We start from the raw sequence: 25788 nt of genomic DNA, 5'->3' as shown, positions 1-25788 counted from the left end.
GGTGTTTGAACGGTTGAGGACGGATTGGCTCAGACGTGGCGCAGGCGCTTGTTGAGGCGCCGGGCAAGCCGGTCGCCGATGCTCTGCACGGTCTGGACGAGGACGATCAGCACGGCGACGACGACGGCCATCACGTCCGGCATGAAGCGCTGGTAGCCGTAGCGGATGCCGAGATCGCCGAGGCCGCCGCCACCGACGGCGCCGACCATGGCCGAGAAGCCGATCAGGCTGACGATGGCCAGCGTCAGTCCGAGCGTGATCGCCGGCAGTGCTTCGGGCACCAGAACCTTGCGCACGATCTGCAGCGGGCTCGCCCCCATGGCGCGCGCCGCCTCGACCAGGCCCTGATCGACTTCGCGGATGGCGCCTTCGATCAGTCGCGCGATGAAGGGGGCGGCTGCGACGGTGAGCGGGACCATGGCAGCATTGGTGCCGATCGAGGTGCCGGCGAGCAGCCGGGTGAAAGGGATGATCGCGACAACCAGGATGATGAAGGGCGTCGAGCGCGTGGCGTTGACGAGCACGCCGAGCACGGCGTTGACGGCGGGCGCGGCGAAGAGCTCACCACGTTTGCTGGTCGCCAGGAAGACGCCGAGGGGCAGGCCGATCAGCGTACCGATCCCGGCTGCGACCGCAACCATGAGCAGCGTGTCGGCGGTCGCCTGGGCGATGAGGCGGATGAGTTCAGGAGACATGGCCGATAACCTCCGCCTTGAGTTCGAGGCTCTTCAGGGCGCCGAGCACGGCAGCGAGTTCCGGCTCATGGGCCGTGACCGAGACGAGCAGGCTGCCAAAGGGCTGGCCCGCAATGGCATCGATCCGCCCGGCGAGGATGTTGACATCGACGCCGACGATCGAGCTCAGCCGGCTGATCACCGGGGCCGTCGCATTCTCGCCGATGAAGGTGATGCGCAGCAGGGCGCTGTCGCCTGGACGTGCCTCCGGCCTGACCCGGCCGGCGAGATGGGCGGGAAGTTCGACACCGGTCACCGTCTCGACGAAGCGCGCGGTGGTCGGGTGCTTGGGCTGGGTGAAGACGGTAAAGGTCTCGCCTTCCTCGACGATCCGCCCGCCCTCGATCACTGCAACGCGGTCGCAGATCTCCTTGATCACCGGAATTTCGTGGGTGATCAGCAGGATGGTGATGCCGAGCTCGCGGTTGACCCGCTTCAGCAGGCCGAGGATCGACTGTGTGGTCTCGGGGTCCAGCGCCGAGGTCGCCTCGTCGCAGAGCAGCACCTTCGGCTCGGTCGAAAGCGCGCGGGCGATACCGACGCGCTGCTTCTGGCCGCCGGAGAGTTCGGCCGGATAGCGTTCGCGCTTGTCGGACAGGCCGACGAGATCGAGCAGCCGCGTGACCTGGCGTTCGATCTCGGCCCTGGGCGCGCCTGCAATTTCAAGCGGCAGCGCGACATTGTCGAAGACGGTGCGCGACGAGAGCAGGTTGAAGTGCTGGAAGATCATGCCGATCGTCCGGCGCCGCGCCCGCCAACCGGCTTCGGTCAGCCCTGTGACATCCTCGTCCTCGATCAGGATGCGGCCGGAACTCGCCCGCTCCAGACCGTTGACCAGCCGGATCAGCGTGGACTTGCCGGCGCCGGAGCGGCCGATCACCCCGAGAATTGCGCCGCGCGGCACGGTGAGATCGATACCCGAGAGCGCAGTCACGGCGCCTTGCCCGGAGCGGCCGGAGAAGATTTTGCCGACATTCTCGAACCGGATCGCCGGCTCGGGACTGAAAACGGGATTGGCACCGACGCTGAAGGCGTCGGGCTTCACGAGAGCGTTCATCATAACCTCAGAGGAGCGTGTGGCAGGACCAGTGCGAGATGCCGAGCTGTTCCAGCGTCACGTCGTGGATGGAGCGGCGTGTGTTCTCGTCTTCGTCCACTCGCTCCTGGGTCGAAGATGGTGCGAGCGCGGTGGAAAGGGCCCGGTCGAGCCAGTCCCGCAGCAATGCGCTCAGGGTCGTGATCAGCGGCATCGGCCTGCCCCCGCTATGACGCCAGCCGCAGCGCGGGACGGCGCTGGGAGGCGGCGAGTTGCCGGGCCGCGATCTCGGCAGCGCTTGGCGTTGCGAAACGGAGGCCCTCGAGTGCGCGAAAGGCGGACGAGGCGGAAATGAAGGTGAAGAAGCGTTCGTCGTTGCGGCGATTGACGAGACCGGCCTGGGTCTCGCCGATTTCGATGATGAATGCTTGCTGGGTCTGCGACTGGGTCATGGCTTACCTCCGCCGCATGGGCGGCGTTCGATTGGGCGGATCGGATTGGGAGAGGCCCCGGCGTCAGCCCGGGCGGTCTTTCAATGCAGGATCAGCATCGACAACAGCAGGCAGCCATCAGCATCGTGGCAGCGGACCGGCGCAAGGTCGAAACGGTCATGTTCATCTCCTCGTCACTGGAGCCCACGACCCGGTCGTGGCGCTTTAGCGTTTGGTGACGCGGCGCAAGCTGCTCGCTCAAATCTCCGCGGCCGCCGAACCATGTCCAGCGACAGTGCTAATTTGGGTGAAAGTGTCCTCTTTGTCAACCCGATCGTTCTTTTAAAGAAACGAATGAAAGGGAATGAATCTTTCGCGCGCCGTTGCCGAGGGGGCAGAAATCTCTCCTCGACCATCCCGCGGACCTCCCCCTGCGACAGAGCGCGGCTTGACGGAGAGCAGGTGACGAGGCCAAGTCGCGCCATGTCGGCCCTTGGTCCCCCGCTTGAGACGTTGCGCCGCTCCGTCCTCGGAGCCTGGCTTGCGGCCGTCTATGCGCTGGCCGTTCTGGCGGCAGGCCTGGCGCCGGCGTCAGCCTTTGCGGCTCATCCAGCGCTCGCAGGTGCGGTTCTGTGTTCCGGGCAGTCCGTCTCGGACACGTCCGAGGTTCCGGAGCCGGCGAATGGCGTCCAGCATTGCATTGGCTGCCCGATCAATCCTGCCCTTGCGATCCCTCCTGTACCGCCTCAGCCGGTGGGCGCGCGCCTTGCGGCCCCGCTGGAGCGCTCCGTTCCCATTCGGACGGATGCCATCCATGGCGCGGTCCTCGGGCTGCCGCAATCGCGAGCGCCGCCGATCGCATCCTGAACACGGTTTCGTCTCTCCCTCTCGTCTCGCGGCCAGCCGGACAGGCCGCCGCAAGCCGGGATTTCCGGCCATTCGCGAATGGCCGCGACCTCTTTCAGGACCATGCTGATGAACAAGCCCGTTCACTACCTCGCCGCGATCGCGCTCACACTCGCGAGCGCCGCCGCCTTCGCCCATGACTACAAGGCTGGCCCGCTGAAGATCGGCCATCCCTGGTCGCGCGCCACGCCGGCCGGCGCCAAGGTCGGCGGCGGCTACCTTTCGATCGAGAATACCGGTTCGACGCCCGACCGGCTGATTGCGGTCTCTGCGCCCTTCGCCGGTCGCGGCGAGATCCATGAAATGGCGGTCACCAATGGCGTGATGACCATGCGCGAGCTTGAAAAAGGTATCGAAATCCCGGCCGGCGCCAAGGTCGAGCTGAAGCCCGGCGGTTTCCACATCATGTTCCAGGAGCTGAAGCAGCCGTTGAAGCAGGATGAGCGCGTCAAGGGCACGCTGACCTTCGAGAAGGCTGGTGTGGTGGAGGTCGAGTTCAAGGTCGAGGGGATCGGCGCCAAGGGCGCAGCCGCCGAGCACACGCACTGAGCGCTTGAAGACAAGGCGATGGCCCCCTCTCGTTGAGAGGGGGCCATCGCGATTCCGGCCTTCAGAACCTGGCGCGCGGGTCGTGCTTTGCCAGCCGCGTCAGCAGATAGTCCACTTCCGCCTTGGCCGCGGCCGTCAGACCGGCGCCCGGCTTGCGCTGGGCGTCGCTGGCCAGGATGCCGCGCTTCATCATCGTATATTTGCGGACGGCAAGGCCGACACCCTGCTGCTGCTCGTAGCGCAGCAGGGGGAGGTGCGCGTCGAAGATGTCATGAGCCGCGTCGCGCTTGCCTTCGCTGGAAAGGCGGACGACGTCGATCAGCAATTCCGGGAAGGCATAGCCGGTATTGGCGCCGTCAGCCCCACGCTCCATCTCGAAATCGAGGAAGAGCCCGCCATTGCCTGTGAGGATCGCGATCTTGCGCAGGCTGCCTTCCGCCTGGAACTTGCGCAGCGTCGAGATCTTCTCGAGTCCCGGCCAGTCCTCGTGCTTCAGCATTACGCAGGACGGGTTGTCCTGGACGATGCGGCGGATCACGGCCGGCGTCATCACCACCGAGAGCGTCAGCGGGTAGTCCTGGATGACGAAGGGAATGTCGCTGCCGATCGCCTCGACGGCCTGGGCGTAATAGCCGACGATCTGGTCGTCGGTGCGCAGGCTCGGCGGCGGGGCGATCATTACGCCGCCGGCGCCGAGATCCATCACCTGCCGCGCCAGCGAGCGCATAGCCGCAAAGCCCGGCGCCGAAACGCCGACGATGATCGGCTTGCCACCCATCTTCGCGACGGCGCGCTTGACGAGCCCGACGGACTCTTCCGGTTCGAGCTTCGGCGCCTCGCCCATGATGCCGAGCACGGTGATGCCGTCAGAACCGATGCCGGCGTAGAAATCGAAGAGCCGGTCGGTGCTCGTCCAGTCGATGGCGCCATCGGGCGTGAAGGGGGTCGGCGCAATGGGATAGACGCCGCGGGCGTCAGGGGTCAGCTGCATGGTCAGGTTCCTCGAAGTCTCTTCAGGCGATCCGGGTGCGGACGGTGCCGACGCCGTCGATGGCGCCTTCCAGCACGTCGCCCTCGACGACGGCGGCGACACCTTCCGGCGTGCCGGTGAAGATCAGGTCGCCGGGAGCCAGCGCGACGAGGCCGGAAAGATAGGCGATCGTCTCCGGCACGCTCCAGATCAGCTTGGCGAGATCGGAGGTCTGGCGCACGCGGCCATTGACCGTGAGCTCGATCTTGCCGGCCGCGGGATGGCCGCTATGGCTCGCGGGCACGATCTCCCCGATCGGGGCCGACTGGTCGAAGCCCTTGCCCATGTCCCAGGGGCGGCCGGTCTTCTTGGCTTCGCCCTGCAGGTCGCGGCGGGTCATATCGAGCCCGGCCGCATAGCCATAGACATGCGAGAGCGCCTCGGAGACCGGGATGTCGCGCCCGCCGGTGCCAATCGCGACGACCAGCTCCATCTCGTGGTGCAGGTCCTTGGTCTTGCTGGGATAGGGCATGTCGGTGCCGTTGATCACCACTGCGTCCGCGGGCTTGGTGAAGAAGAACGGCTCCTCGCGGTCGGGATCGCCCCCCATTTCGCGGGTATGTTCGGCATAGTTGCGTCCGACGCAGAAGATGCGGCGCACGGGGAAGAGCCCGCCACCCGCTACCGGAACCGCGTTGATGGCGGGCGGTTCGATCACATAATTCGTCATGACGCAGCGCTCCCTCGATGTCGTGCCGTTCATGGGCGAGCGACGGGCGCGAAGCAAGGGGCCGGGCGCTCGTGGCGGGGCTGCGCGCCCGGCATTGCCGCGTGACGGTTCAGGTGGATGCGGGAGCTTCTGGCGGCGTCGGCAGCAGCCGCTTGAGCACCGCGCGCAGTGCGCGCGCGGCGGCCTCGACATCGTCCTGCACGAACAGCGCGCCGATCACGGCAATGCCGTCAGCCCCTGCCTCGATGACCGAGGCCGCATTCATTGCCGTGATGCCGGCGATGGCTCCGACCGGGAGCGGCCCCAATGCGGCAGCAGCCTTGCGCCGCAGGGCCGTGAAGCCGTCGAGACCGAGCGAGGAGCCGGCATTGTCCTTGTGCGAGGTCTGGAAGACACCGCCGATGCAGGCATAGTCGATCTTCGCCGAGGCCAATGCGGAGAGTTCATCCTCATGCTTCAGCGTCGCGCCGATGATGGCGCGGGGCCCGAGCAGGCGGCGGGCATCGTTCGGCTTCATGTCGTCGGCGCCGAGATGGACGCCGTCGGCACCGGAAGCGAGCGCGACATCGACGCGATCGTTGATCAGCAGCGGCACCCTTGTGCCGTGCAGGGCCGAGCGGATGGCCCGGGCCTCGCGCACCATCTCGCGCGTCGTCTCGGTCTTGGCGCGCAGCTGGATCAGGGTGGCGCCGCCATCGACCGCGGCACGCGCCAGGTCGGCCAGCGAGCGCCCGGCCGCGATCTGCGGATCGACAATGCCGTAAAGGCGGATATCAACGCTCACCCGTGCTCTCCCATCCGTTCGCGCAGCGTGGCCTCGTCCATCCCTGCCAGCGCGTCGATCAGGTGCACGGCGAAGCTGCCGGGCCCTTGCGATGTCTCTGCCGCAATCTCGCCGGCGACGCCATAGGCGGTCAGCGCGGCGGCGGCCGCGACTGCCGGATCGCCCTCGACCGCGCAGCATGCCGCGATCAGGGCGCCCGCTGCGCAGCCGACCCCGGTGACCCTCGTCATCAGCGGATGGCCATGGGAGACGGACAGCATGCCGCCTGCGCGCATGATCCGGTCGACCTTGCCGGTGGTGACGAGCGTGAGGTTGCGCTCGCGCGCCGTCTTGAGATCGGCAGCAAGCGCGGCCATCTCGGTCGCGTTGCCGCGCACGACGATGTTCGGCAGGCGCAAGACCTCGCGCGCCACGCGCTGGCGCAGCGGCGAGAGTTCGACGAAGACCGGATCGAAGACCAGCGGTTTCTGTCGGTCGCGCGCGACCTCCAGCAGCTTCGGGATGGCGAGTTCGCTCTCGGCATTGATCGTGCCGATGTTGATCAGGATCGCGCCGGCGCCCTCGGCCATTGCCGCGATCTCGTCGACATGGATCGCCATGGACGGGATCGCGCCGAAGGCGAGCAGCATGTTCGCCGTAATGTTCTGCGCCACCGTATTGGTGAGGCATTGCACCCGCGGGCGGCTCGCTGCCACCCGCGCCAGCACGCCTGCAACGACCGTCGCGTCGAAGCGGGCCGCGGTCATCGTCGCGCTCATTCCGCCGCCGGCAAGTAGAGATTGCCGCCCTTGGCGAGGAATTCCTGCGATTTCTCCGCCATGCCCTCGAGCGCCGCGCGTTCGTTCTCGCCCATCGCCAGCACTTCGGCGCGCAGATCCTGCGTGATCTTCATCGAGCAGAATTTCGGCCCGCACATCGAACAGAAATGCGCGACCTTGTGGGCATCCTTCGGCAGGGTCTCGTCATGGAAGGAACGTGCCGTATCGGGGTCGAGCGCCAGGTTGAACTGGTCCTCCCAGCGGAAGTCGAAGCGGGCGCGCGAGACCGCGTCGTCGCGGATCTTGGCCGCTGGATGGCCCTTGGCGAGATCGGCGGCATGGGCCGCGATCCGATAGGTGATGACGCCGGTCTTGACGTCGTCGCGGTTGGGAAGGCCGAGATGCTCCTTGGGCGTGACATAGCAGAGCATGGCGCAGCCGAACCAGCCGATCATCGCCGCGCCGATGCCCGAGGTGATGTGGTCGTAACCCGGCGCGATGTCGGTGGTCAGCGGTCCCAGCGTGTAGAACGGCGCCTCGCCGCATTCGCGCAGCTGCTTGTCCATGTTCTCCTTGATCTTGTGCATCGGCACGTGGCCCGGGCCCTCGATCATCACCTGGCAGCCCTTGTCCCAGGCGACCTTGGTGAGCTCGCCCAGCGTCTCCAGCTCGGCAAACTGGGCGCGGTCATTGGCGTCGGCGATCGAGCCCGGACGCWGGCCGTCGCCGAGCGAGAAGGAGACGTCATATTTGCGCATGATCTCGCARATCTCGTCGAAGCGCTCGTAGAGGAAGCTCTCCTTGTGGTGCGCGAGGCACCAGCGCGCCATGATCGAGCCGCCGCGCGAGACGATGCCCGTGACGCGGCTCGCAGTGAGCGGGACATAGGGCAGGCGCACGCCGGCATGGATGGTGAAATAGTCGACGCCCTGCTCGGCCTGCTCGATCAGCGTGTCCTTGAAGACCTCCCAGTCGAGCTTGATCGGGTCGCCGCCGACCTTCTCAAGCGCCTGGTAGATCGGCACCGTGCCGATCGGAACCGGCGAGTTGCGCAGGATCCAGGAGCGGATGTTGTGGATGTTGCGGCCGGTCGACAGGTCCATCACCGTGTCGGCGCCCCAGCGGATCGCCCAGACCAGCTTCTCGACCTCCTCGGCAGCGCCGGACGTCACGGCCGAATTGCCGATATTGGCGTTGATCTTGACCAGGAAATTGCGGCCGATCGCCATCGGCTCCAGTTCGGGGTGGTTGATATTGGCCGGGATGATGGCGCGGCCGCGGGCGATTTCCTCGCGCACGAATTCAGGGGTGACGAATTCCGGAACCGAGGCGCCAAAGCTCTCGCCATCGGCATGGCGCTCGCGTGCGCCTTCGAGCATCGCGGCGCGGCCGAGATTCTCGCGATGCGCGACATAGATCATCTCGGGCGTGATGATGCCGGCCTTGGCGAACTCGTACTGGGTCGCCATCTGGCCGGGCTTCGCCTCGAGGATCGGGCGTGGGGCCGGGCAGGCGGRAACGAGCTGTTCAGGCGAGATATGGCCGTTATCGGCGGCAGTGACGGCGCGGCCGGGCACGGTCGTGAAGCCGGAGGCATCGAGCCAGGCGCGGCGCGGCTGCGGCAGGCCGGCATTCAGGTCGATCGTGACATCGCTCTCGGTGAACGGACCGGACGGGTCGTAGATCCGGACCGGCGGCTCGGAATCGGTGGTGAGCTGAACTTCGCGGAAGGGCACCCGCATCTCGGGATGGTCCGGCGGCGCGACATAGATCTTGCGCGAGCCGATGATCGGTCCGGTCGTCACGCTTTGAGGGGCAGCCTTGACGGTATTCTTCTGGGGCTTGGTGTGGGCGTTCATGGGATCTCCTCCTTGGTCCAAGGTTCAGGAGATCCGGGTTTAGAAGCGGTCCAGTCGCTGTCTGCGGGTACACGTGTGGCGCACGCCGCGTTCCAGTCCCTCCGCCGGTATGACCCGGATCAGGTTCGACGGGTTCGGCTTTGGACGCCATCTCAGCTCTTGCGAGCACCCCTCGGAACGAAGCGGAGGTTAGGGCCGGCGGCTCTTGAACGCAACCGGCAAGGGGCGGGATGCGGCCCTGCCATGCGGCGCCGGAATGCCGGGCTCAGGCGAGAATGTCGACGTTCTGGCCCTGGCCAGCGGCAAGAGTAGCCTTCTGGGACTCGGCACTCTGCTGCAGCATATCCACGAGCGCCTGGTCGGACGTCGCCTGCTGCTTCACCATCGCTGTCTGCAAGGTCTGGCGGGTCGAGGCTGCCTGGCTTGCGGCAAAGCCCTGCGCGATCGCGACGGTTGTCTCACTCATCTCAACTCTCCTTACGACAGGTCTTAAGCCGGAGAGCTTGCTGATTCCTGAATCCCCTGATCCGGGGAGACCGGCGCGACGGTCGCCCGCCGCGCCGGTTCTATTGGTTCACTGCGGCTGATTCTGCCCGGCCAGCAGCGGGGTGATGCGTCGGAGCGTGACGCGGCGGTTCTCGCGGGCGGCCTCCTGCGTCTGCACCTTGAGATACTGCTCGCCATAGCCCTGCGTCGTCAGGTTCTCCGGCGGCACCTGGAAATCGCGCGTCAGGATCTCGGCGACCGATTGGGCCCGGCGATCCGAGAGCGAGAGGTTGTCGACATCCGAGCCGACGGCGTCGGTATGGCCCTCGACCAGGAAAACCTCGTTCGGCGCGCGCTGCAGTGCCTGGCTGATCGAGGCGGCAATCACCGAGAGCCGCTGCGCCTGGTTGGGGGTGACCTCCCAGGACCCGGTCTCGAAGGTTACCGTGTCGATATCGACGCTGCGCATGCGGGCGCGCAGGTCCGGCGAGTAGCGGACCTCGTCGAGCGTGTAGCGGCGCGGGATCGCGGCGATCGGCGGGGCGGTGATCGTCTCATAGATCAGGCGCTGGTCGGCCTGCTCGGCGTCGACGATATAGCGCTCGCGCGGGATCGGCAGCGGCGGCGGCGGCAGCACGACGACCTCGTCCGAGAAGCGCATATCCGGCCGATCGCGGCGGGTGTTGTCGATCATCACGATCTCATCGCCATCGCGCATGCGCCGGGTCCGGCGGATCAGGCGGCCATCCTCGTCGGTCACGGTGATGATGCGGCTGCCGTCCGGCCGTTCGAACACGGTGACGTTCTCGTCTCCGCGCCGTTCGGTCCGTCCCTGCCAGCCGAGGTCGCGGAAGCGCTCGGTCTCGTCGCGGCGGATGATGGCACGGTCGTCGTCGCGGATGATCGTGCGACCGGGCTCGCGAATGATCGTGACGTCGCCCTCGCGGCGCTCCTCGCGGCGCCCGCGGACATCGTCGAGGCGCGTCGCGCCCTGCGTCGCCATGATGCCGCCGAGTACGCCTACGCCAAGGCCGATCGCAGCCGCGCCACCGAGGCCGATGCCACCGCGACGGCCCTGCCGGTCAGGCGGGGGCAGTTGCCCGGGTCCAGCGGCTGGAGGCTGGCCGGCCGGAGGCGGAGCGAGCGTCTGGCCCGGCTGCGGCGGTGCAACGGGCGGCGGGACTGCGCCGGGCGCGCGACCGCCGGGGGGCGGGGCGAGCGGGGCTGCTGCCGGCGGCTGAGCGGGTAGCGGCGCCGGAACCTGACCGGGTGTTGCAGAAGGCGGTTGGCCGGCTGGCGGCGCGCCGGGCGCACGACCACCCGGAGGCGGCACCAGCGGCTGGGTCACGGGCGGCTGAGCTTGCGGGGCAGTTCTTGGCACCGGCGCTGGTGTCGGGCGAGCCGCCGGGGGTTGGGTCGGAGCCGTCGCTGGCGCCTGGCCGGGAGCGGTCACAGGCGGTTGGCCGGCTGGCGGCGCGCCGGGCGCACGACCACCCGGAGGCGGCGCCAGTGGCTGGGTGGCGGGCGGCTGGGCTTGCGGAGCCGTTCCTGGCACCGGTGCTGGCGTCGGGCGAGCCGCCGGAGGCTGGCCCGGAGCTGCCGCTGGCGCCTGGCCGGCCGGTGGCGTGCCGGGCGCACGGCCGGCAGGAGGTGGCGCCAGCGGGGCGGTAGCGGGCGGCTGGGTTTGCGGAGCCGCTCCGGGAGCGCGTCCCCCTGCTGGGGGCGTCAACGGTGCGGTTGCCGGCGGCTGCGCCTGTGGGGCGGGAATCGGACGGGCTGCCGGCGGCTGCACGGGGGCCGGGACGGGCGGCTGGGCGCGCGGCGGCACGGCCTGAGGCTGGCTGGGCTGGGCTGGAGGAGCCGGGCGCGGCACCGCCGGGATTGGCTGAGGCGCGGAGGAGGGCGGGGGCGCGGGTTGCGGCCGTATGGCTGGTGGGCGTCCGGGTTCGCCGGCGCCCGGCGGCACGGGGCGCGGCATCTGCGGCTCGCGGCGCGGTTCAGGCGGCGGCGCGGCGGGTGGGCGTGGCTGCGCGGGTGGCGCTGCGCTTGGCGCCGGAGGCGCGACCGGCCGCTGGATCGCAGGCGGCGCCCCGGGTGCTCCGGGAGCGGGCCGCGGGCGTTCGGCCCCAGGCGGGCGCGCCTCGCCGGGCGCGGCTGAGGCTCCCGGGGGGCGAGGCCGGCGCGGCTGTCCGGGCTCTTCGTCCGACGGCGCAGGAGCCTGCGCTAATCTCATCGGTGCCTGCGCCGGTTCGACCGCGAAGCCGCCATGCGACAGGGTCAGGCCGGGAAGGACAGTACCGATCAGAAGCCAGTTTTTCGTGCGCGTCATGAGTTCCGTTTCCGTTTCAGTGGCTCGGGCTATCAGCGCGCGTGCGCACTGAACCCGTCATGAACCGAAAACGGCCGAAATCGGGCAGGGTTCCTCCCCGCCCGACCCGAGCTGTGCGGGCTAAAGCCCGGCCTCGGCCTTTACATAGCGCGCGATCTCGGCGTGGCTGGCAAACCAGCAATCGCCCTTCGCCTTGGCATGCCGGATCAGCTCCTCGAGGATCCAGATGCGCGAGCGGTAGGTGATGACATGGGGATGCATGGTCAGCAGGAAGAGCCCGCCTTCCTCATGGGCGCGGTCGAATTCGCGGCGGAAGATGTCGAATACGGCTTCCGGCGCCGTGTAGGGCCGCAGCGCCTGGAAGCGGTTCATGTTGAAATAGACCGCATCGTCGCGGATCCATTCGACCGGAAGCTCGACCATGCCCGTCGGCTCGCCCTTCTCGATGATCTCGTAGGGGTCGTCATCGGCAAAGAGCGAGGAATCGTAGAGCAGGCCGAGTTCGCGCTCGATGCTCAGGGTCACTTCCGAAAAATCCCAGGACGGCGTGCGCATGCCGACCGGCCTGACGCCGGTGATCTTCTCCAGCGTATCGGCTGAGCGCAGATGCAGTTCGCGTTCGGCCGCGGGCGGCACGGCGGTGTTGACCTCATGGATCCAGCCATGCAGGCCGATCTCGTGGCCTTCCGCTATGACGCGGCGTTGCTCGTCGGGATAGAGCAGGGCGGTTACCGCCGGCACGAAGAAGGTCGCCTGGATCTGTTCCTTCGCCATCAGGCTGAGGATGCGCGGCATGCCGACGCGGTTGCCATACTGGCCCCAGGAGAGGCGGCCGACCGATTTGCCGCCATCGCGCAATTCGTTCGTCTCATGATCGACGTCGAAGGAGAGGGCGACGGCGCAGCGCGCGCCGTTCTTCCATTTCGTGGGCTTCAGGTTGCGGCCTGCGCGCACGCGCTCGACCTTGTCGCGCCAGACCTCCTCGGGCCATTGCCAGGGTTCGAGAGCAGGTTCGGTCATGGCGGATGTCCTTCAGGCTGGCGGGGCGGTCGGCAGGACCGGCACGGCGGCCAGGAGCCTGCGTGTGTAGTCGTGGCGCGGATTGTCGTAGATCTGGCCCGCTGGCCCCTCCTCGACGATCTTGCCGCGATACATGATCGCGACCCGGTCGCAGAGATGGCGCACTACCGAGAGGTCGTGCGAGATGAAGATCAGGGTCAGGTTCAACTCGGTCTGCAACCGCATCAGCAGGTTGATGATCTGTGCCTGGATCGAGACGTCGAGCGAGGCGACCGGCTCGTCGCAGACCACGACATCAGGCTGCATGGCGAGCGCACGCGCGATCGCGACGCGCTGGCGCTGGCCGCCGGAGAATTGATGCGGATAGCGGCTGGCGAAGGCGGGATCGAGCCCGACGGCGGCGAGCCATTGCCGGACATATTCGGCCGCCCCCGCCCTGGTGACGATGCCATGCGTGATCGGCCCCTCGGCAATACTGTCGCCGATGCTCATACGCGGATTCAGCGAGGCGAAGGGGTCCTGGAAGATGGTCTGGATCCGGGTGGTGTTCTTGTGCGGCCGCGCGCCGCCGCCCATCACCGGCTCGCCCTCCAGCCGCACCGTGCCGGAGTTCGGCGCATAGATGCCGGCCGCAATACGCCCGAGCGTCGATTTGCCCGAGCCCGATTCGCCGACGAGGCCGAGTGCCTCCCCCCGCGGGACGGTCAGGCTGACGGAATCGACGGCCTGGACCCCACGGCCCGGTTGCGACAGTCCAAGCTTCTGGCCGAGCAGGCGCAGGATGCCGGGCGGGGTCTGGAACAGCTTGCTGACGTCCTGAATGACGAAATAGGAGGCGTCCGCCTTCGATCCACGCGACGGTGAGGCACCGGAGGTGCGTGCCGGCGGCGATGCATCGGGGACACCGCCGCCCCGGGCGAGGAAAGTGCCCGGCTTGGCGCGGGACGGCAGCGAATCGAGCAGCGACTGGGTGTAGGGATGCTGCGGCCTGGTCAGCACGTCGAGCACAGGCCCGGTCTCGACGATCCTGCCGTAGCGCATCACGCAGACGCGGCTGGCGATCGAGGCGACCGTCGCCAGATCATGGCTGATCCAGATCAGTGCCGTGCCGAGCTCCGCCACCAGCTCCTTCATTTCGGCCAGGATCTCGGCCTGGATCGAGACATCGAGCGCCGTGGTCGGTTCGTCGCAGATGATCAGCTTTGGCCGGTGCAGCAGAGCGATGGCGATGGCGACGCGCTGGCGCATGCCGCCGGAGAACTGATGCGGGTAGAAATCGACCTTCGCCTCGGGTTCTGGAATCCGGACCTGGGCAAGCGCCGCGATGGCGCGCCTGCGCCCTTCTTCTGCCGAAACCTTCTCATGCGCCTCCAGCGCCAGCAGGATCTGGGCGCCGATCGTCAGGACCGGGTTCAGCGTCATCAGCGGGTCCTGGAAGACCATCGAGATGATCTTGCCGCGAATTGCGCGCAGGTCGCGGGACGGCAATCCGATCAATTCGCGCCCTTCGAGCCGGATCGAGCCGCTCTCGATTTTTCCTGGCGGGTCGATCAGGCCGATGATCGAGAAACCCGTGATGCTCTTGCCGGAGCCGGATTCGCCGACGAGGCCCATGACCTCGCCGCGCTTCAGTGAGAAGGAGACGCCGTCGACGGCTTTCACGACGCCGGCACGGGTGTGGAAATGCGTCGCGAGGTCACGGACCTCGAGCAGCGGCACTGCCTCGGCCGAGCCACTCATCGCCTGAGCCTCGGGTTGACCTGGTCGCGGATCTGGTCGCCGACGAGGTTGATTGCGACGATCAGGATGATCAGCGCGACGCCGGGATAGATCGAGATCCAGTAGCGGCCCGACATCATGTACTGGAAGCCGTTGGAGATCAGCATGCCGAGCGAGGGCTCTGTCACCGGCAGGCCGACACCGAGAAAGGAAAGCGTCGCTTCGAGCGCGATGGCGCTCGCCACCTGCACCGTCGCGACCACGATCAGGGGCGGCAGGCAGTTCGGCAGGATATGGCGCCAGACCACCCGGCGGGCCGGCAGCGGCGTCGAGAAGGCGGCCTCGACATAGTCCTTGCCGCGCTCGGCCGCGGCTGCGCCATGGGCCGTGCGGGCAAAATAGGCATATTGCGCGGCTGCCAGCGCCGCGATGAGCTGGAATTTGCCCTGGCCGAGCACGGCCGAAATCACCAGCGCGAGCAGGATCGCCGGGAAGGCGAGCTGGAGATCGATGATGCGCATGATGAACGCTTCCCAGCGGCCGCCGAGATAGGCGGCCGTGATGCCGAGCGTGACGCCGACCGTGAAGGCGAGCGAACCGGCGATCAACCCCATCTGCAGCGAGATGCGCAGGCCATAGAGGATGGCCGAGAACAGGTCGCGGCCCTGCGCATCGGTGCCGAGCAGATGGGTGAAGCCGCCGGAGCCGACATAGCCCGGCGGGCGGCGCGCATCTGACAGGGTGAGATTGGCGAGATCATAGGGATCCTGCGGCGCGATCCAGGGCGCAAGGAGCGCCACGCCGATCATCAGCACGACGACGACGAGGGCTGCGAGCGCCACCTTGCTCTCGCGGAACTCGTTCCAGAATCGGGCGAGGGGCGAAGCCTGCTTCATTACGCGCGCGCCTTTCTCAGGCGCGGATCGAGCGCGACATAGGTCAGATCGACCAGGAAATTGATGGTGATGAAGACGAAGGCGACGAGCATCAGATAGGCGACCATGACCGGCCGGTCGAGCGAGGTGATGGAGTCGATGATCAGCTTGCCGATACCGGGCCAGGAAAAGATCGTCTCGGTGACGACCGCGAAGGCCAGCGTCGAGGCGAATTCGAGCCCGAAGACGGTGACGATCGGGATCGCGATCAGGCGCAGCACATGCCGGCGCAGGACGGTCCATTCCGAAAGTCCGGCGGCTCGGGCAAATTTCACCGTATCGGTCAGCATCACCTCGCGCGTCCCGGCCCGGGCCAGCCGCGTCATCAGGGCGAGCTTGAAGAAGGCGAGGTTAAGGGCCGGCAGCACCAGATGGCTGAGCCCGTTCAACGTCAGAAAACTCCACTCGACGCCGAAAAGCGAAGCGGTCTCGCCGCGGCCACCGGCAGGCAGCCATTGCAGCTCGACTGCGAAGGTGATGATCAGAACCAGGCCGATCCAGAAGGTCGGTACGGAGAAGCCGAGGATCGAGATCGCCATGATGATCTTGGCGAGCAGGCTGTCGGGCTTGTAGCCGGCATAGATGCCGGCCGGCACGCCGATGAGGGCCGCTCCGAATACGGCAGCCAGCGTCAGCTCCAGCGTCGCGGGCAGGCGCGACAGGATAAGTTCCAGCACCGGCATGCCGAAGACGAAGGAACGGCCGAAATCGCCGTGGAGCACACGACCAAGGAAGGTGAAATACTGTTCCCAGAGCGGTCGATCGAGCCCGTAGCGGGCAATCGTCTCGAGTCTCATCTCCTGGCTGACATCGGGCCCGATCAACACGTCGATCGGGTTGCCGATGGCGTAGACGCCGACGAAAACCAGCGCCGACATGACGAGCATCACCAGCAGAGCCTGGACGATGCGCCCGAGGATGTGCCCTAGCATCTGACGAAGCGCCTGGCGCCTGCGGTCACGGCCAGTTCTCCGYGATCACCGCCCGCGTCTCCTCGACGCCGACCTGCCAGAGGCTGAGCATCTCGTTGTCGGAGCGCTGGTAGCGCCCGTGGAAATTTCCGTCGCCCAGGATCTCGCGCTTCTTCGCCGGGTTCGAGGCCTGGTAGAGCGCGCGATCGAAGGGCGGCTTCACTGCATCCGGCATGGCGACGCCGTCGAGCCGGGTCCAGGGGAAGTTCTCCATCCAGGAGGCATGCGAGGCAGCGGGATCGACCGCCTTCACCGCCGCCTGGAAGCGCGGCCCTGCCCACCAATCATGCAGCTTGACGCTGGCATCGGGGCGGCGGCCCATCCATTCCGTGCAGAAGGTCATCACGGGTGCATTGCCGCCATGGCCGTTGACCAGCACGATGCGGCGGAAGCCGGAGCGGTAGAAGCCCTCCAGCATATCCTCGATCAGCGCGACATAGGTGCTCATCCGCAGCGAGACGGTGCCGGGGAAGGCGACGAAGCCTGGCGTCATGCCATAGGCCAGCACCGGGAAGACGGGTACGTTCAGCGGCTCGGCCGCACCGCCTGCCACTTTCTCTGCCAGGATCGCGTCGGTGGCGAGGCTCAGATAGGCGTGCTGCTCGACACAGCCGAGCGGCAGCACACAGCGGTCATCCCGCTGGGCCTGCGCTTCGATCTGCATCCAATTCATCTCGGCGACACGCACGGCCCGTTCCTTGCTTTTCTCTGGCAGTGCGCCATCCTTGACTCCCAGTCAGAACGTCGTCAAGTTCCATTTGGAACTAAACGGGAGCTCATCATGCGCCGCGCCCCCACATCACTCTCGCGTCTCGACCATGAGCGCGAAGCGGCGTTGCGCGATCTCGACCCGCTCACCGTCACCAAGCTCTGGGACAATCCCTGCTGGCTGTCGTTCCGGTTGAACTTCGTCGCCTTCCGCTTCAACGATCCGGTCTATCGCTGGATAGAGACCCGCTACGGCCTGGTCCGCCCGGAATTCGTCGCGCTCTACGCGGTCGGCCTGAAGGAGGGTGTGGCTGCAAAGAACATCGTGGCCTCGTCCGGTTTGCCGAAGAACACGCTCAGCCGCGCCATCCAGAAGCTGCTGACCCGGCGCCTGCTCAAGCGCGAGACGGACCGGGACGACCTGCGCAGCTTCGTGCTGCGCCTGACGCCTGCAGGACGCGCCATTTTCGAGGAGACCATGCCGCTGATGGTGAAGCAGCAGAGCGCCATGCTCTCGGCCTTGACCGAGGCCGAGCAGCGCCAGCTTTGCGAATTGATGGACAAGCTCGTCATTGCCTCTCCGGTGTGGCCGGCGGATCTCGAGCCCCAGTCATAGACCGGGTCGGGCGAAGCGTTCTTCCAAAGAGTTGCGGGATGGTGGTGGGTCTTCACTGCCGTACCGCGCCAATTGAGAACAACAGTCGAGTCAGGATCGCCTAATCAAGTGACACCACGGCGCCTCGTTGCGTGGGCCGACTGCCACCGCCGAGGCCACATAATAAACCAGCGGGAGGGCCGACATGTCGGCCTTTACCGAAACAAAACAGGGGAATTCGTCATGAAGCTTGCCACCACCGTCCGCATCTTCGGACTCGCGGCCGCACTCAGCGCCTCCGTCTCCGGGGTCGCCCTAGCGCAGACGCTTACAATCGGCGTTCGCGCCGGCCCGGAATCGATCGATCCGCACTTCACCGCGACCGGCACCCATGCCGAAGCGCTGAAGCATGTCTTCGACACGCTGACCTGGTCGGGCGACAAGCTGCAGATCGAGCCGCGGCTTGCGACGAGCTGGAAGGCGATCGAGCCTTCGGTCTGGGAGTTCAAGCTGCGCCCGGGCGTCAAGTTCCATGACGGTTCCGACTTCACCGCCGAGGATGTGAAATTCTCGATCGAGCGCATCCCCGTGGTCGCCGGGCCGAACCCGACCACGATCTATGTGCGCCGCGTCAAGGAGGTGAAGATCATCGATCCGCTGACGGTCCATATCGTCACCGACGGGCCGGCCCCGAACTTGCCGAACGACTTCATCCGCCTCTTCATCGTCTCCCACAAGGCGGCGGCCGGACTGACCAAGGACAACGCCAACGAGGCCTTCAATACCGGCAAGGCAGCGGTCGGTACCGGCCCCTACAAGTTCGTGTCCTGGACGCCGAAGGACCAGCTCGTGCTGGAGCGCTTCGACGGCTATTGGGGCGAGAAGGAGCCTTGGGCCCGCGTGCTGCGCAAGGAGCTGCCGAACGACGCCGCCCGCGTCGCCCAGCTCAAGGCCGGGCAGGTCGATATCATCGTGCGGGCGCCGGCATCCGACGTGCCGACCCTGAAACGCGACTCCAAGCTCGCGGTCACGACGGTCGACACGGTCTATGTCTTCAACATGGAGCTCGACATGCGGGACAAGTCCCCGCAGGTCAGCGCCAAGGATGGCTCACCGCTGCCGAAGAACCCGCTCCAGGACGTCAAGGTGCGCGAGGCGATCGATCTCGCCATCGATCGCCCGGCCCTGGCGGAGATTGCGATGGAAGGTCTCGGCTCGCCGGTGAACCAGCTCGTGACGCCGGATATCGCGGGTTACAATAAGTCGCTGCCGGCGCTGAAGCCTGACCTCGCCAAGGCCAAGAAGCTGATGGAGGAGGCCGGTTACGCCAACGGCTTCAAGGTCGCCTTCTCGTTCACCAATGACCGCCTTCCCGGCGACCGTCAGGTCGGCACGTCCATCGCCCAGATGCTGGCGCGGATCGGCATCGACGTGAATGCCAATGCCCAGCCGGGCGCGGTCTTCTTCCCGGCCCGCCTGCGCGGTGATTTCTCGATGTCGATGTCCGGCTGGGGCACGCTGACCGGTGAGTCAAACTACACGCTTTCCTCGGTGGTGCACTCGAACGATCCGGCCAAGAAGCTCGGCGCCTTCAACGTGCTGGGCTACAAGAACGCCGCGCTCGACAAGCTGATCGAGGATGCGGCGGTGGAGATGGATGAGGCCAAGCGCAACAAGTTCCTCTCCGATGCCAACGCCATCGTCGCACAGGACCGGCCACGTCTGCCGATCGTCGCCGTCGGCTCGGCCTGGGCCATGCAGAAGGACAAGGTCGTGATCAAGCCGCGCGTGGATGAAGACACGCTCGCCATGGACATCAAGCCCGCCAAGAAATGAGGCTTCGGCCTCGCTCGCCCGGTTCCTGCAAATATGCAGGAACCGGTATAAAAACGCGCCGAACGAGTATCGGGCATGCGTGGAGAGACTAGCCGCAAGGCCAGTAGGTGGGGTATGTGCCCCGCCGCCTGCTCTCCCCTTTCCCGACTACACGGTTCGACCTCTCCCACTGCGGGAGAGAGGGAAACGCACCAGGATTACCCATGACAATCTCACCTATTGCCCTGGCCATTCATGGCGGTTGTGGCACCTTGCCCAAGGCCGAGATGACCGAAACGGAGTGGACCGAGGCCAAGGCGGATCTCGCCGCCTCGCTCCGCGCCGGCTGGGCCGTTCTCAGCAAGGGCGGCTCGGCCGTCGATGCGGTCGAGGCCGCGGTGCTGGTGATGGAGAATTCGCCGCATTTCAATGCCGGCCACGGGGCCGCGTTCAACGCGGATGGCGAGCATGAGCTCGACGCCTCCATCATGGATGGCGAGACGCTGGCCGCCGGCGCCCTTTGCGGCGTCAAGCGCATCCGGAACCCGATCGGCGCCGCCAAGGTGCTGATGCGCCGCGGCGATCCGCTTTTCCTGGCCGGCACGGCCGCGGACAGCTTCGCCGAGTCGGAGGGGCTCGACATGGTCGAAAACGAGTATTTCTCGACCGAGCGGCGCCGCAAGAATCTGTCCTCGATGAAGATCCGCGAGCTTGTCGGCACCATGTCCGAAGCAAGCGAGGCCGAGAAGCACGGCACGGTCGGTGCGGTCGCGCTGGATGCCCAGGGCCATCTCGCTGCTGCGACCTCCACGGGCGGCTACACCAACAAGCCGGCCGGCCGTGTCGGCGACTCGCCGATCATCGGTGCCGGTACCTATGCGCGCGACGGGCGTTGCGCGGTCTCGGGTACGGGCAAGGGCGAATATTTCATCCGCTACTGCGTCGGGCACGAGATCGCCTCGCTGATGGCCTATGCCGGCCTGAGCCTCGAGGAGGCGACCGCCCGGGCGATAGCCGAGCTCACCGAGCACAGGATCGGGGCTGGCCTGGTCGCGATTGGTGCCGATGGCAGCATCGTCGCGCCCTATAATTCCGCGGGCATGTATCGTGGCTGGGTGACGCCCGATGGCTTCATCCATGTCGCGACCCATCGCGATGTCGAAGTCGCCGGTCAGCTCGAGGCGGCTGCGTGAGCACGCCTGAGCCGATCGTCATCTGGGGTGCGGGCGCGATCGGCGGCACGCTTGGAGCCTATTGGGCGCGCGCGGGCATTCCTGTCCTGCTCGTCGATGTCGTCCCCGAACATGTCGAAGCCTGCCGGACGACGGGCCTCGCGATCAGCGGGCCGATCGAGGAATTTCGCCAGGTCGTGCCCGCGGTGACGCCGGCGGAGCTGACAGGAACCTACAAGCGCATCGTGCTCGCGGTGAAGGCGGGCGCCACGCAAACGGCACTCGACGCGCTCGCCCCGCATCTGGCCGAGGACGGTTTCGTGCTCTCTGCCCAGAACGGCCTCAACGAACTGGCCATTGCCAGGCACGTCGGCGAGGCCCGGACCATGGGCTGCTTCGTCAATTTCGGCGCGGACTGGCACGGGCCGGGCGAGATTCTCTACGGCAACCGCGGTGCTGTCGTCGTGGGCGAGATCGATGGCGCGATGACGCCGCGCGCCCTCGAAATGCACAAGCTGATGCTGCTCTTCGAGCCCGACTCGATTTTGACCAGCAATATCTGGGGTTATCTGTGGGGCAAGCTCGCCTACGGGGCGATGCTGTTTGCCACGGCGCTGACGGATGATTCGATGTCGGCGAATTTCGCCGATCCGAAGCGGCTCGCCGTCTGGCTCGAACTCGGGCGGGAGGTCGGTGCGGTCGCGGCGGCGCGTGGCGTCTCCTCGCTCGGCTTCGGCGAGTTCGATCCGATGGTCTTCGCGCCGGGCCGGCCGGAATATCCGCAGATCGCCGCGATCGCCTGGCTCGCCGACTACACCTCGAAGACGGCCAAGACGCATTCCGGGATCTGGCGCGACCTTGCCGTGCGCAAGCGCAAGACCGAGGTCGATCCCCAGATCGGCATCATCGCGCGCCTCGGGCGCGAGGCCGGCATTCCGACCCCGACGATCGAGACGCTGGTGAGACTGATCCACGAGGTCGAGGACGGCGAGCGCCCACTCTCGTTCGATACGCTGAAGGTGCTGATCGACCAATGCAACTCCGCTTCGACAATCGCGTAGCCCTCGTCACAGGCGCTGCCCAGGGCATCGGCCGAGCCATCGCAACCGCCCTGGCTCGGTCCGGGGCTAGGGTGCATCTCGCCGATATCGATGCCGAGGGGGTCGCGAAGACCGCAGCCGAGATCGGGGCCAGGTTTCATGCCGTCGATCTCGCGACGCCGGACGCAGCGCGCGATCTGCTTGGCACGATCTCGGCCGAAAACGACTCGCTCGACCTGCTCGTCCATGCGGCGGGCGGGGTGCGCGGCCAGGTCGGGCGGCCGATCGAGGAGATTCCCGAGGCGGACTGGCGCAGCATTTTCGCCGCCAATGTCGATGCCGCCTTCTTCCTGACGCAAGCCGCAGCACCGGTGATGAAGCAGGCCGGCTATGGCCGCATCGTCACCATCTCGTCCGGTGCGGGATTGCGCCCGAGCCTCACCGGCATCCAGGCCTATGCCAGTGCCAAGCACGCGCTGGTCGGGCTGACGAAGCAGCTCGCCTGGGAGCTCGGCCCGCATGGCATTACGGTGAACTCCGTCGCGCCCGGCTTCGTGCGCTCCAATCCGGCAACGGAACGGCAATGGCAAAGCTATGGCGAGGCCGGCCAGAAGAAACTGGTCGAGAGCATCCACACCCGACGCCTCGGTACGCCCGAGGACATCGCCAATGCCACGCTGTTTTTCTTGAGCGAACAGGCCGGCTGGATCAGCGGCCAGGTGCTTTCCGTCGACGGCGGACGCTCCTGAGCATTGGGGCGTTTTGCGGGCGCCGACGCGGTTTTTAACGGCATCATTGCCACATGCGTATTTTCGACCCTACAGTGGTTCCCGGGCTGGCATGAGCCAACCTGAATAGTGACTGAAGGGATAGCACGTGAGCACGGGTACCGTGAAATGGTTCAACGAGACCAAGGGCTATGGTTTCATCACCCCTGACGCGGGCGGAAGCGATATTTTCGTCCATATCAGCGCTGTCGAGCGCTCGGGCCTGCGCGGCCTGAACGAAGGCCAGAAGATCAGCTACGATCTCGAGGCCGATCGCAAGACCGGCAAGTCCTCGGCGGTGAACCTCAAGACGGCTTGATCTCCGCCTTCTGCGGGAGGGCGATCGGCGGCGTCACCTCCCGAGCCAATGCGAATCTCTATCTCTCTATCCGGACTGAAGACGATTCCCGGCATGCCCGTCGCCCCAAGGCGGCGGTAGAAAGGACCAGGGCCAGCCCGAAAAAGGCCGGCCCTCCCAATACGCATCTAGAGCTTGAACAGCTCCCGCCCCGTCTGATGGGCACGGATGTAATCCCAGTCATAGCTCACGCCGAGGCCTGGCCCCGTGGGCACGGGAAAACAGCCATCCTTGTCGACACCGTCGAGCTGGTCGCTGTACCCGCAGGTGTAGACCGGTGGCACGGCGTTGGGGCAATCCGGGCCGACCAGCGCAAGCTCATAGAAATTGGTGTTACGAGTCGCGGCCATGCAGTGGCGATGCGCAGGCCCGCAGGCATGGATCTCGACATCGACGCCAAAGGCCTCGGCGAGATGGGCGATCTTCATCGCGCCGGTGATGCCGAGATCGTATTCCGGATCGGAGCGCAGCATGTCGGTGCCGCCATTGATCAGGAAATCGGCCTTGGGCTCGAAGCCGCGCAGATACTCGGTCTGCAGGATCGGCGTTTTCAGCATCTCGCGCAGCTTCTTGTGGGCGAACGCGGAGACGCCACAGTCACGCATCGGGTCCTCGTACCAGAAATAGCCCCCCTCGTCGCAGGCCCGCCCGACATAGAGTGCGTCGGCGAAGGTTCTGAGCTCATTGGCCGGGTCGAGCATCAAAGTCATGCGATCACCGACCGTCCTGGCGACATGCAGGACGTTTGCCGCCTCCTCGCGCGCGTCGCCCTCATGCCAGCCATGGAGCTTGAAGGCGCGGTAGCCCAGTGCGTAACAGGCCTCGGCGAAGTCGGAGAAGGCCTCCTTGCTGTCGAGCCCGCCATTGCGGTCGCCGTGATAGGTCGAGGCATAGGTCTTGAGCCGCGTGCGGAAGCCGCCGAGCAATTGCGACACAGAAGCGCCGAAGCGCTTTCCCGCCAGGTCCCAGAGCGCGATGTCGATCGGTCCGATCCCCATCCCGTCATGCTGGCGGAGCTCCCGCTTCATGTCGTTCCAGATTTCCTCGCGGTGGTCCGGATTGCGGCCGAGCAGGTTGGGCGCAAGCGAGAGCGTCTGCGCCATCGTGGCCCGGGTTCCGCCCCAGTGCATGACATACTGTCCCTCGGCGCCGTCATCGCTGCGAATGACGATCGCAAACTTGGTCAGCTCGAGCTCTGAATTCGGCTTGTATCCGACATTGTAGACCGCCCGGGCATTCTCGGCCGAGCGGCCGAGATTTCTGCTCTTGAACGAGAATTCGACGACCTCAACCTCTGCAATCCTGGTCATGATGATCCTCTCAGAAACCGGCGATCCGGGGGAGCCAGAGGCTCAGGGCCGGCACATAGGTGATGATGGCGAGCGCCACGACGAGCGCGATCAGGAAGGGCCAGAGCTCCCGCAGCAGGGCCCCGAGCTTGACGCGCGTGATCGCCATGGCGACGAAACAGAGCACGCCCACGGGCGGTGTCACCTGGCCGATGACGAGGTTGACCAGCAGCACGATCCCGAAATGCACGAGGTCGATCTGCAACGCGGCCAGCAGCGGCAGCAGGATCGGCACCAGGATGATCATGATGGCGATCGTCTCCATGAACATGCCGGCAATCAGCAGGGCGATGTTCAGGATCAGCAGAACGACCAGCGGATCCGTCGAGATCGAGGTCATGAAGCTGGTGACCAGCTGCGGCGCCTGCTCGATGGCCAGAATCCAGCTGAAGGGCGAGGCCGCGGCGACGATGGCGATGACCACCGCCGTCTCGCGCGCCGTGCCGATCAGGATCGCCGGGAGGTCGGCAAGCTTGATCGAACGGTAGATGAACATGCCGACAACCAGGGAATAGGCGGCGGCGACGCCGGCGATCTCGGTTGCGGTGAATAACCCCGCCCGGAAGCCGACGATGATCAGCACCGGCATCAGCAGCGCCAGCGAAGCGTATTTGAACTCCTTCCAGAGATTCGGGAACGAGAACGAGCCGGCCGGCTTGAAATCGCGCCGCAGCGCCAGGATGGCGATGGTCGCCATGATGCAGCCGGCCATGACCAGGCCAGGAATGATGCCGGCGACGAAGAGGCTGCCGAGCGAGACATTGGCCTGCCAGGCATAGACCACCATCAGGATCGACGGCGGGATGATCGGGCCAAGCGTGCCGGCAACCGCTGACAGCGCCGCTCCAAACGCACGTGGATAACCCATGCGTTCGAGCTGCGGCACGAAGACCCGTGCGGCTGCGGCCGTATCGGCGACGGATGATCCGGAGATGCYGGAGAGAAAGACCTCGCCGACGACCAGCGTATGGGCCGGCCCGCCGCGGATATGGCCAACCAGTGCCTTGGTGAAGCTGAAGAGCCGCTCGGAGATGCCCGACGCGTTCATCAGGGAGCCGGCGAGCGTGAAGAGCGGGATCGCCAGCAGGGGGAAGGACTGCACGCCGGCCACGATGCGCTGGGCGGCGACGGTGAGCGGCACGCCTTCGATGAAGATCGTCAGCAGGGCCGAGCCCGCCATCGCGACCCAGATCGGCGTGCCGACTACGAGCAGGACCGCGAAGGTCAGGAGAAGGATGGAGACCATGCCGCTAGTCCCGCGTCGTGATGTCGGACCAGAGTGCGCCGGTGACGCCTTCGTCGATCAGGTTGCGCAGGAGATGCAGTAGCGACAGCAGGCTCCCGACGAAGAGCGGCGCCACCGTCCAGCCGGCCGAAATGCCGAGCATCGGCGTCAGGTTCGGCAGTTCGCGCTGGAGATAGCGCCAGGAAAACCAGGTCAGCGTGCCGAGAACCGCCGCTGTCGCGAGCAGCGCCACGACGCCGAAGAGGGTGCAGAGCCAGCGCGGGGCGAACAGCACCACGACATCGATGATGATGTGGGTCCGGGCATGGAAGGCGTTGGCGATGCCGAGGAAGATCATCCAGCCGAACAGCAGCAGGATCAGTTCCTCGGACCAGGTCAGCGGATCGTTCAGCGCGTAGCGGAAGACGACGGCGGCGCAGACCAGCGTCGCGATCGCGCCGTGCAGCGCGGCAAGGAAGGCGTTCTCCAGGCGGCTCGACCAGTCGTCGAGCCGCCGGATCAGGTCGAGCCCGGTCATGCCG

At 66.5% G+C, this 25788-nt stretch carries 27 protein-coding genes and 1 riboswitch; of the genes, 8 read left to right on the top strand and 19 right to left on the bottom strand.

What is annotated here, in order from left to right; translation table 11 throughout:
• Positions 1 to 29 precede the first annotated feature (29 nt).
• Genes AC1DW9_RS12500 through AC1DW9_RS12485 form a run of 4 tightly spaced genes read right to left on the bottom strand, consistent with a single transcriptional unit; the run spans position 30 to position 2222 of the window.
• Positions 30 to 695, bottom strand: coding sequence for a methionine ABC transporter permease (locus AC1DW9_RS12500; protein ID WP_441506353.1), 666 nt, complete (start codon positions 693 to 695; stop codon positions 30 to 32).
• Positions 685 to 1791 carry a methionine ABC transporter ATP-binding protein gene (locus tag AC1DW9_RS12495; RefSeq protein WP_441506352.1) on the bottom strand — a complete coding sequence of 369 codons (1107 nt, stop codon included), beginning with the start codon at positions 1789 to 1791 and terminating at the stop codon, positions 685 to 687. Before AC1DW9_RS12495 ends, AC1DW9_RS12500 begins: the two co-directional genes overlap by 11 nt.
• A gap of 7 nt (positions 1792 to 1798) precedes the next feature.
• Entirely contained in the window at positions 1799 to 1984 is a 186-nt protein-coding gene (locus tag AC1DW9_RS12490) for a hypothetical protein (protein ID WP_441506351.1), read from the bottom strand.
• Positions 1985 to 1997: 13 nt separating this feature from the next.
• On the bottom strand, positions 1998 to 2222 hold the full coding sequence (locus AC1DW9_RS12485) for a hypothetical protein (protein ID WP_441506350.1): 225 nt from the start codon (positions 2220 to 2222) through the stop codon (positions 1998 to 2000).
• A gap of 441 nt (positions 2223 to 2663) precedes the next feature.
• On the opposite strand from AC1DW9_RS12485, the gene AC1DW9_RS12480 reads away from it, so the two are divergent.
• Positions 2664 to 3068: a hypothetical protein gene (locus AC1DW9_RS12480; RefSeq protein ID WP_441490804.1), complete on the top strand. Its 405-nt coding sequence runs from the start codon at positions 2664 to 2666 to the stop codon at positions 3066 to 3068.
• A gap of 108 nt (positions 3069 to 3176) precedes the next feature.
• Complete coding sequence (locus AC1DW9_RS12475; protein ID WP_441506349.1) at positions 3177 to 3656, top strand: copper chaperone PCu(A)C; 480 nt, start codon at positions 3177 to 3179, stop codon at positions 3654 to 3656.
• A gap of 61 nt (positions 3657 to 3717) precedes the next feature.
• Here AC1DW9_RS12475 and AC1DW9_RS12470 read toward each other — a convergent pair whose 3' ends face one another.
• The 12 genes from AC1DW9_RS12470 to AC1DW9_RS12415 form a co-directional block, all read right to left on the bottom strand.
• Positions 3718 to 4647, bottom strand: a complete 930-nt coding sequence (locus tag AC1DW9_RS12470; protein ID WP_476775014.1) for a dihydrodipicolinate synthase family protein — start codon at positions 4645 to 4647, stop codon at positions 3718 to 3720.
• Between the two features lie 22 nt (positions 4648 to 4669).
• Positions 4670 to 5356, bottom strand: coding sequence for a fumarylacetoacetate hydrolase family protein (locus AC1DW9_RS12465; protein ID WP_441506347.1), 687 nt, complete (start codon positions 5354 to 5356; stop codon positions 4670 to 4672).
• A 109-nt stretch (positions 5357 to 5465) separates the two neighbouring features.
• Positions 5466 to 6140: a thiamine phosphate synthase gene (gene thiE, locus AC1DW9_RS12460; RefSeq protein ID WP_476775013.1), complete on the bottom strand. Its 675-nt coding sequence runs from the start codon at positions 6138 to 6140 to the stop codon at positions 5466 to 5468.
• On the bottom strand, positions 6137 to 6886 hold the full coding sequence (locus AC1DW9_RS12455) for a hydroxyethylthiazole kinase (RefSeq protein ID WP_476775012.1): 750 nt from the start codon (positions 6884 to 6886) through the stop codon (positions 6137 to 6139). The genes thiE and AC1DW9_RS12455 overlap by 4 nt, the downstream gene beginning before the upstream one ends.
• An 8-nt stretch (positions 6887 to 6894) precedes the next feature.
• Complete coding sequence (gene thiC, locus AC1DW9_RS12450) at positions 6895 to 8757, bottom strand: phosphomethylpyrimidine synthase ThiC (protein ID WP_476855107.1); 1863 nt, start codon at positions 8755 to 8757, stop codon at positions 6895 to 6897.
• A gap of 78 nt (positions 8758 to 8835) precedes the next feature.
• A riboswitch (TPP riboswitch) is annotated at positions 8836 to 8940 on the bottom strand.
• 82 nt (positions 8941 to 9022) lie between these two features.
• Positions 9023 to 9223 (bottom strand): hypothetical protein, encoded by a 201-nt coding sequence (locus AC1DW9_RS12445; protein ID WP_441506344.1) that lies wholly within the window; start codon positions 9221 to 9223, stop codon positions 9023 to 9025.
• Positions 9224 to 9331: 108 nt separating this feature from the next.
• Entirely contained in the window at positions 9332 to 10591 is a 1260-nt protein-coding gene (locus AC1DW9_RS12440; RefSeq protein WP_441506343.1) for an OmpA family protein, read from the bottom strand.
• Between the two features lie 1101 nt (positions 10592 to 11692).
• Positions 11693 to 12592: a polysaccharide deacetylase family protein gene (locus tag AC1DW9_RS12435; RefSeq protein WP_441490486.1), complete on the bottom strand. Its 900-nt coding sequence runs from the start codon at positions 12590 to 12592 to the stop codon at positions 11693 to 11695.
• 12 nt (positions 12593 to 12604) lie between these two features.
• Positions 12605 to 14332 carry a dipeptide ABC transporter ATP-binding protein gene (locus tag AC1DW9_RS12430; RefSeq protein WP_476767953.1) on the bottom strand — a complete coding sequence of 576 codons (1728 nt, stop codon included), beginning with the start codon at positions 14330 to 14332 and terminating at the stop codon, positions 12605 to 12607.
• Positions 14329 to 15207, bottom strand: a complete 879-nt coding sequence (locus AC1DW9_RS12425) for an ABC transporter permease (RefSeq protein WP_441490484.1) — start codon at positions 15205 to 15207, stop codon at positions 14329 to 14331. The genes AC1DW9_RS12430 and AC1DW9_RS12425 overlap by 4 nt, the downstream gene beginning before the upstream one ends.
• The gene (locus AC1DW9_RS12420; protein ID WP_476776762.1) at positions 15207 to 16178 is read right to left on the bottom strand and encodes an ABC transporter permease; all 972 of its coding nucleotides are present in this window, start codon (positions 16176 to 16178) and stop codon (positions 15207 to 15209) included. Before AC1DW9_RS12420 ends, AC1DW9_RS12425 begins: the two co-directional genes overlap by 1 nt.
• Before the next feature lie 25 nt (positions 16179 to 16203).
• Entirely contained in the window at positions 16204 to 16905 is a 702-nt protein-coding gene (locus AC1DW9_RS12415; RefSeq protein WP_476855106.1) for a creatininase family protein, read from the bottom strand.
• 93 nt (positions 16906 to 16998) lie between these two features.
• On the opposite strand from AC1DW9_RS12415, the gene AC1DW9_RS12410 reads away from it, so the two are divergent.
• From AC1DW9_RS12410 to AC1DW9_RS12385, 6 genes are all read left to right on the top strand, one after another.
• Positions 16999 to 17541 (top strand): MarR family winged helix-turn-helix transcriptional regulator, encoded by a 543-nt coding sequence (locus AC1DW9_RS12410; RefSeq protein WP_441490482.1) that lies wholly within the window; start codon positions 16999 to 17001, stop codon positions 17539 to 17541.
• Between the two features lie 222 nt (positions 17542 to 17763).
• Complete coding sequence (locus tag AC1DW9_RS12405) at positions 17764 to 19356, top strand: ABC transporter substrate-binding protein (RefSeq protein WP_476767951.1); 1593 nt, start codon at positions 17764 to 17766, stop codon at positions 19354 to 19356.
• 209 nt (positions 19357 to 19565) lie between these two features.
• Positions 19566 to 20528, top strand: coding sequence for an isoaspartyl peptidase/L-asparaginase family protein (locus tag AC1DW9_RS12400; protein WP_441490507.1), 963 nt, complete (start codon positions 19566 to 19568; stop codon positions 20526 to 20528).
• Positions 20525 to 21568 carry a ketopantoate reductase family protein gene (locus AC1DW9_RS12395; RefSeq protein WP_476767950.1) on the top strand — a complete coding sequence of 348 codons (1044 nt, stop codon included), beginning with the start codon at positions 20525 to 20527 and terminating at the stop codon, positions 21566 to 21568. The genes AC1DW9_RS12400 and AC1DW9_RS12395 overlap by 4 nt, the downstream gene beginning before the upstream one ends.
• Complete coding sequence (locus AC1DW9_RS12390) at positions 21541 to 22296, top strand: SDR family NAD(P)-dependent oxidoreductase (protein ID WP_476776759.1); 756 nt, start codon at positions 21541 to 21543, stop codon at positions 22294 to 22296. Before AC1DW9_RS12395 ends, AC1DW9_RS12390 begins: the two co-directional genes overlap by 28 nt.
• Positions 22297 to 22423: 127 nt before the next feature.
• Positions 22424 to 22633 (top strand): cold-shock protein, encoded by a 210-nt coding sequence (locus AC1DW9_RS12385; RefSeq protein WP_043234173.1) that lies wholly within the window; start codon positions 22424 to 22426, stop codon positions 22631 to 22633.
• Between the two features lie 167 nt (positions 22634 to 22800).
• Here the strand turns inward: AC1DW9_RS12385 and AC1DW9_RS12380 are convergent, their stop codons facing one another.
• From AC1DW9_RS12380 to AC1DW9_RS12370, 3 genes are read right to left on the bottom strand one after another with little or no spacing between them, the layout of a single operon-like run.
• Entirely contained in the window at positions 22801 to 23982 is a 1182-nt protein-coding gene (locus AC1DW9_RS12380; protein ID WP_476767948.1) for an enolase C-terminal domain-like protein, read from the bottom strand.
• 10 nt (positions 23983 to 23992) lie between these two features.
• A complete protein-coding gene (locus AC1DW9_RS12375; RefSeq protein ID WP_476855105.1) occupies positions 23993 to 25267 on the bottom strand; it encodes a TRAP transporter large permease in 1275 nt (424 codons plus the stop codon).
• A 4-nt stretch (positions 25268 to 25271) separates the two neighbouring features.
• Positions 25272 to 25784 (bottom strand): TRAP transporter small permease, encoded by a 513-nt coding sequence (locus AC1DW9_RS12370; protein ID WP_441490476.1) that lies wholly within the window; start codon positions 25782 to 25784, stop codon positions 25272 to 25274.
• Positions 25785 to 25788 lie beyond the last annotated feature (4 nt).

The sequence above is a fragment of the Allobosea sp. P4_E12 genome, assembly GCF_056401655.1.
The sequence above is the reverse complement of the archived record's forward strand: the minus strand, read 5'-3'. Positions and strand labels throughout refer to the sequence as shown.

Bases quoted from the DNA above. Each gene is read 5' to 3' on its own strand.
- AC1DW9_RS12500 (WP_441506353.1), bottom strand. From the start codon at position 695: ATGTCTCCTGAACTCATCCGCCTCATCGCCCAGGCGACCGCCGACACG.
- AC1DW9_RS12495 (WP_441506352.1), bottom strand. From the start codon at position 1,791: ATGAACGCTCTCGTGAAGCCCGACGCCTTCAGCGTCGGTGCCAATCCC.
- AC1DW9_RS12490 (WP_441506351.1), bottom strand. From the start codon at position 1,984: ATGCCGCTGATCACGACCCTGAGCGCATTGCTGCGGGACTGGCTCGAC.
- AC1DW9_RS12485 (WP_441506350.1), bottom strand. From the start codon at position 2,222: ATGACCCAGTCGCAGACCCAGCAAGCATTCATCATCGAAATCGGCGAG.
- AC1DW9_RS12475 (WP_441506349.1), top strand. From the start codon at position 3,177: ATGAACAAGCCCGTTCACTACCTCGCCGCGATCGCGCTCACACTCGCG.
- AC1DW9_RS12470 (WP_476775014.1), bottom strand. From the start codon at position 4,647: ATGCAGCTGACCCCTGACGCCCGCGGCGTCTATCCCATTGCGCCGACC.
- AC1DW9_RS12465 (WP_441506347.1), bottom strand. From the start codon at position 5,356: ATGACGAATTATGTGATCGAACCGCCCGCCATCAACGCGGTTCCGGTA.
- AC1DW9_RS12455 (WP_476775012.1), bottom strand. From the start codon at position 6,886: ATGACCGCGGCCCGCTTCGACGCGACGGTCGTTGCAGGCGTGCTGGCG.
- AC1DW9_RS12445 (WP_441506344.1), bottom strand. From the start codon at position 9,223: ATGAGTGAGACAACCGTCGCGATCGCGCAGGGCTTTGCCGCAAGCCAG.
- AC1DW9_RS12435 (WP_441490486.1), bottom strand. From the start codon at position 12,592: ATGACCGAACCTGCTCTCGAACCCTGGCAATGGCCCGAGGAGGTCTGG.
- AC1DW9_RS12430 (WP_476767953.1), bottom strand. From the start codon at position 14,332: ATGAGTGGCTCGGCCGAGGCAGTGCCGCTGCTCGAGGTCCGTGACCTC.
- AC1DW9_RS12425 (WP_441490484.1), bottom strand. From the start codon at position 15,207: ATGAAGCAGGCTTCGCCCCTCGCCCGATTCTGGAACGAGTTCCGCGAG.
- AC1DW9_RS12420 (WP_476776762.1), bottom strand. From the start codon at position 16,178: ATGCTAGGGCACATCCTCGGGCGCATCGTCCAGGCTCTGCTGGTGATG.
- AC1DW9_RS12410 (WP_441490482.1), top strand. From the start codon at position 16,999: ATGCGCCGCGCCCCCACATCACTCTCGCGTCTCGACCATGAGCGCGAA.
- AC1DW9_RS12405 (WP_476767951.1), top strand. From the start codon at position 17,764: ATGAAGCTTGCCACCACCGTCCGCATCTTCGGACTCGCGGCCGCACTC.
- AC1DW9_RS12390 (WP_476776759.1), top strand. From the start codon at position 21,541: ATGCAACTCCGCTTCGACAATCGCGTAGCCCTCGTCACAGGCGCTGCC.
- AC1DW9_RS12380 (WP_476767948.1), bottom strand. From the start codon at position 23,982: ATGACCAGGATTGCAGAGGTTGAGGTCGTCGAATTCTCGTTCAAGAGC.
- AC1DW9_RS12370 (WP_441490476.1), bottom strand. From the start codon at position 25,784: ATGACCGGGCTCGACCTGATCCGGCGGCTCGACGACTGGTCGAGCCGC.